The 5,516-nt window shown below is 69.4% G+C and carries 3 protein-coding genes; all 3 read right to left on the bottom strand.

Annotated elements, in window-relative coordinates:
- On the bottom strand, positions 1-1,883 hold a 1,883-nt coding region (locus IRZ30_RS15165), incomplete at its 3' end, for a 1-deoxy-D-xylulose-5-phosphate synthase N-terminal domain-containing protein (protein ID WP_294086351.1).
- Between the two features lie 265 nt (positions 1,884-2,148).
- Positions 2,149-3,405, bottom strand: a complete 1,257-nt coding sequence (locus IRZ30_RS15160; protein ID WP_294086350.1) for a pyridoxal-phosphate dependent enzyme — start codon at positions 3,403-3,405, stop codon at positions 2,149-2,151.
- 300 nt (positions 3,406-3,705) lie between these two features.
- Positions 3,706-5,226, bottom strand: coding sequence for an alpha/beta fold hydrolase (locus IRZ30_RS15155; RefSeq protein ID WP_294086349.1), 1,521 nt, complete (start codon positions 5,224-5,226; stop codon positions 3,706-3,708).
- Between the last annotated feature and the right edge of the window lie 290 nt (positions 5,227-5,516).

Here is a 5,516-nt window from a genome sequence, read left to right as displayed (position 1 = left end):
GGGTCGAGCAGCCCCTGGTCGATCGGCTTGGTCGAGAGCCGCAGGTAGGTCGAACGGCCTCGCTCCCGGTCGCAGCACTGGCGGAAGGCTTCCAGCAAGGTCCACTCGGTCTCCACCGCGAAGCAGGGCTCGTAGTAGATCAGCCCGGGAAGCTCGATGCCCAGCGAGGCGGTGACGCTCGACTGGTGGGCGCCGCCCTCCGGGCTTAGGCTCACGCCGGAGGGGGTCCCGGCGAAGACCATCTTCGACTCCATGTACAGGCTGTAGATCAGCGAGTCGAGCCCGCGGCAGACGAAGGGATCGTAGACCGTGCCGAGGGGGAGCAGGTGCTGGCCGACCAGCTCATGGCTCAGGCCGAGCTGGCCGATTGCCATGAACATGTTCATCTCGGAGATGCCCAGCTCGATGTGCCGGCCGGCCGGGGTCTCCCGCCAGCGCAGGATGCGCGGGCGGTCGGCCTCGTAGTCGGGCTGCTCGACCGGGGAGAAGATGCCGACGCGGTTGATCCAGCCGCCCAGGTGGGTCGAGGTGGCCACGTCGGGCGCGACGGTGACGATGCGCTCGCCGACACCCTCGAGATCGGCCAGCCGCGGCAGGATCCGCCCGAGGGCCTCCTGGCTCGAGGTCTGCGCCGGGTGACGCACACCGATCGCGGCGGGGACCATTTCGATCGAGACGGCCGGCGGACGCGTCGTCTCCGGCCGCCGCAGCCGCTCGGCCGCCGCCTGGCACAGCCGTGCCTCCGGCGAGCCGGGCGGGAAGGCGGCCCAGGGATCGTCCTCCGGCACACCGAGCGCGACCCGCAGTTCCTCCATCTGCTCCGGCGTCAGGAGCGCCGAGTGGTTCATCGGGTCGCCCGCGATGGGCAGGCCCCAGCCCTTGATGGTGTAGGCGAAGATGACGCTTGGCCGGTCGGAGACCTGGTCCACCTCATGGAAGCAGCGCAGCAATTCGGTGAAATCGTGCCCGCCGAGGTCAGCAATGACCGCGGGGAGGTCGGCATCGTCAATCGGCGCGATCAACTCCGCGAGCGCCTGGCGGTTGACCGTGGTGCCGTCGATCAGCCGCTGGCGGAGTTCGGCGCCGTCGAGGCGGATGAGCGCCTGGTACTCGGCGTTGCTCATGTCGTCGATACGCTGGCGCAGGACGTGGCCGTTGGGCCGGGCGAAGATCTCCTGCAAGCGGCGGCCGTACTTGGCCTCGACGACGTGCCAGCCGGCGGCGTCGAACAGCGCCTTCAGCCGGGCGGCGCGCACGCCGGGGACGATGCGGTCCAGGCTCTGGCGGTTGAGGTCGACGATCCAGAGGACATTGCCCAACCCGGCCAGCGCCTCCTCGGTCACGCCCTCCCAGACGTTGCCCTCGTCCAGCTCGGCATCGCCGATGAGCGCCACGAAGCGATTCGAGGTCACGTCCCCGAAGTGGATGGCGCAGTAGCGGTGAGCCAGCGCGGCGAAGGCCGGGGCTACCGCACCGAGGCCGACCGAGCCGGTGGAGAAGTCGACCGGATCCGGGTCCTTAGTGCGGCTGGGGTAGGCCTGGAGCCCGCCGTAGGCCCGCAGGGTCGTCAGGTACTCGCGGTCGAGGTTTCCGAGGAGGTACTGCACCGCGTGGTAGGCCGGGGAGGCGTGCGGCTTGATCGAGACACGGTCGCCCGCCTCCAGGTAGTGGAAGTAGAGCGCGGTGAGGATGGTGACGACGGAAGCCGAGGAAGCTTGATGCCCGCCTACTTTGGTGCGGTCGGGGTTGGGGCGTACGTGGTTCGCGTGGTCGATGATCGCGGTCGAAAGCCAGAGGACCCGCCGCTGGATCGACTCCAGCACAGCCAGTTCCTCTGGCTGAATAATGCCGTCTTCCTCCGTTCGTGGCACGTGCTGCGCCATATGACTACCTCCCAGTCACTGGTGTCGCTCGCGGCGAGGGGCGCGGCGACTCCGCTTGCGAGGGCGGGCCCGGCACCGCAGCGGATCCCCGGCTGAGCGGCGGGTACGGCGTGCGACGCGATAGCGTCCCTGGCAAGCCCCACGCCATCGTGGGGATGCTCCAGCAGCGCACGCGCCAGCGCCGCCGGGATGGGCCGGCCCGAGATTCGGGTCACTATAGGCGCCGTGAGAGGGCACTGTCAACGCAGGCCCCCGCCCGCTCCCGCTATCCGAGCGCGGCCGCACGCAGCGCATCGACGGTCGGCGGGATCGGCTCAAGCGGTTCGGCATCGTCCAGCGCGGCCTCAGGATCGGTCAAACCGCTGGCTGTCACCAGGGCGACGATGCGGGCGCTCCGGTCCGCCAGGCCCCGCGCGACGAGGCCCTTGACCGCGGCGATCGACGCCGCCGCGGAGAGTTCCGCGAAGATCCCCTCGCGCCCGAGCGCGCGCACCCCCGCACGCATGTCGGCATCCGAACACGCGACGGCTACCCCCTGCGAGACGCGCAGCGTGTGCAACGATTGGTACGTCGCCGTGTCGTTCCCGATCGAAACGGCCCGGGTCGGCTCGCTCGCGACCGTGGGCGGGTAGTCGAGCCCCTGCTGCAGTGCAACCGTCAGGGAGGGGAAGCGTTCCGCCGCGACCATCCGCGGCACCGACCGCGTCAGTCCCAGCTCGGCAAGCTCTACGAACCCCTGCCAGATCCCGAAGAGCCCATCACCGCGCGACGTCGGCACGACGACCCAGTCCGGCACGTCCCAGTCCAGAGACATGGCGATCTCGTACGCGATGGTCTTGTACCCCTGAATCCCGTACCAGTTACTCCCCACCGGGGGCGTGACGTAGTTGGTCAAGGGGTACCAGTTCAGCGCTTCGACGCCGGTCTGCAGGAGCTTCCAGCGCTCTGCCCCGCTCCTGGCCGCGACGAGCCGGGCGCCGGTCGTGGACATGGCGGCCCGCCAAGCCGATGCGATCGACGGCGTGGTGATGACGACGCAGGTAATCCCGGCGGCCGCGGCATAGGCTGCGGCGGACGAGCCACCGTTCCCGCTGGACGCGATGGCGACAACCTCCGCTCCCTGACTGCGCGCCCGGCTCAGGCAGACGGAGAAGAAGCGGTCCTTGAAGGACCCGGTCGGGTTGCGGCGCTCGTCCTTCACCCACACCGCTCCGACGCCGAGCTCATCCTCCAGCGTCCGCAGGCGCAGCAGCGGGGTTCCTCCCTCGTCGAGCGAGACGGCATCCTCCACCGGGACCGGGAGCAGGTGGTAGAACCGCCACATCCCCCGCCCGGCCGTTGCCCAGGCCGCCCTGAGCGCCGCGGGGTCGATCGCGCCCAGGTCCAGGGACGGCGCCACGGCCGACGGCCGCCCCTCCTCAAAGCAACGCGGGCAGCCCCGCGGCCACTCCGTCACGGCGTACGCAGCGCCGCACCGGATGCAGCGCACCTCTCGAATCGTCACGCGCTGACCGCCCTCCACGCCCGCTCCTTCCCCGAGAGGCCACGAGCAACCTCGGAACGTCGGCGCCCACCGACCGGATTTCAGCCCCGTGGCGCTCCTATGATGGTTCGATGTCATCCTGGGCGGAGAGAAGGATCTCGCGTTGGAACCACCACCCACCGGGGAGATCCTTCGCTGCGCCGCCCGCCGCTCCCACACCGGTCGGCTCCGCTCAGGATGACATCGGCGTGCCAGCCTCATCAGCGACTGATTGATCTCGGATCGCATTATAGAAGGGCGGCCACTGTCCGCCCCGGCCAGTGCGCGCGTGGGGGTCACTCACCCGCCCTGGTACGTCTCGGGCAGGACGACGTCGGTCATGATCCGGTGGAACTCCTGGAACTCCTCGAACACGACGGAGTGCCCAGCGTCGGGGAAGGTGAACTCCTGCTTGTGGGGCGCCTCGAGTTGGGTGAACCACTCATGTGCCAGGTCGCTGCGCGCCTCCAGTTCGTGCTCGCCCATCACCATGTAGATCGGCACGTCGAGTCGTGTCACGTCGCGCCGGAAGTCGATCTCCTGGAGTTGCGGGTACATGACCGAGAACATGTCCATCAGACCACGCAGCACGTTCGCCTTCTCGATCAGGTTGTACTCGCTGCCGCGCATACCCCAGGGGACGAGCCCGGCGGCCGACCCGCGTTCGAGGTACGCGGCCGGCGGCGTGTAAGGGCTGAGTTGCTCGTAGTAGCCCATGACGTAGGCGTAGGCCAGCGGGTCGGCGTACGGCGGCTCGCCGAAGCGGCGCATGGTGCGAGCCATCTCAGCGTTGCCGGTCCGTTCGGCATAGGCCAGCATGTCGTGGTACAGCCGACGATCTGTCTCGCGCTGGCTGACCATCTGCCCACTACCGATGAAGGCGTGGTAGAGCTCAGGATGCCGCTGGGCGGCAAGCACACCGAGGGTGCTCCCCCACGACTCACCCAGCAGGTAGATCTTCTGCTCGTCGAAGCGCGCTCGCAGGTAGTTGGCCAACTCGACGGTGTCCGCCACGGCCTGGTCGAGCGTGAGCGTCTCGGCCGGGTCGAGTGCGGCGTAGGATTTGCCCGTCCCACGCTGGTCCCAGCCGACGACGACGAAGTCCCGCGCCAGTTCCTCAAAGAACACGCGCGAGAACATGAGGTCGCTCTGACCCGGCCCGCCGCTGAGGTAGAGGAGGACCGGCAAGTCGGCGCTGGTCGCGTGGATCATGATCCACTGGTCATGCCCGCCGAGCCGCACACGCTCCAGCGTGGCGACGCTCCCCTCGATCGGCTTACCGTCCGTCCCCCGCACCGGCGGCGTGCTGGCTGGCCAGGCGATCAGGATGGCCAGCGCTACCAGCCCCACCGTCGCCAGCACGCTAATTGGGCGCCCAGCGTACCGCCGCAGCCTCGTTCGTTGCGGCTGCGGTCGCGGAGCCAACCGCTGCGCCAGCGCGATGCCGTAGGCCACGCCGAGGAGCATCGGCAACAACCCCACGACGCAGTAGAGCCCGCGGCCGAGGATGAAGGCCAGGACACCATAGGCCGTGTCGAGGCGGATACGCTCGACGGTGATGCCCGGCGTGCCGAGCCGCGCCACCTCGAAGGCCACGACATTCGCGACTGGCGCCAGCACCATCGCCCAGCGCGAGCGCATTGCCAGACCCGCGATGCCGCCGACCACGAAGGCGGTAAGCATCAGCACCAGCGCCTGCCCAGCCGTCGCCGGGGCGCGCGGCATCGTGGCGCCGACGAGTAGGCCGGTCAGGATAGCCGCCCCCGCCGCGACAGGAACACCGATCCAGCGCTCACGCCACAGGGCATGGAGTACCCCCACGGCTGAGCGATCACGGGGACGAGTCGGGGGTAGTGTGGTCGGGAGTGGCTGCTGAGCGGCACCCATCGCGCACCTCCCTGGTCTGGCTCGCCGGAGGCGAGAGCTATGTCTCGCCTCAGGCTAGCGACGTGGCGATGACTAGCGCGTCGCAACCGAACACCATGCGTTGCGAGATTATGTCAGCGTAGGCCCGGGCATGTGCGCCGTCAGGCATCGTCTGTCCAGTGGCTCTGGTCCAGCGCCTCCCAGGCCGCGCGAACGGCGGCGGCGGCTTCGGGGGCGGCGGGGGT

Source organism: Sphaerobacter sp. (assembly GCF_019683595.1).
In the GTDB taxonomy this organism is placed as follows: Bacteria; Chloroflexota; Chloroflexia; order Thermomicrobiales; family Thermomicrobiaceae; genus Sphaerobacter.
This window is presented reverse-complemented; position numbering and strand designations above follow the sequence as displayed.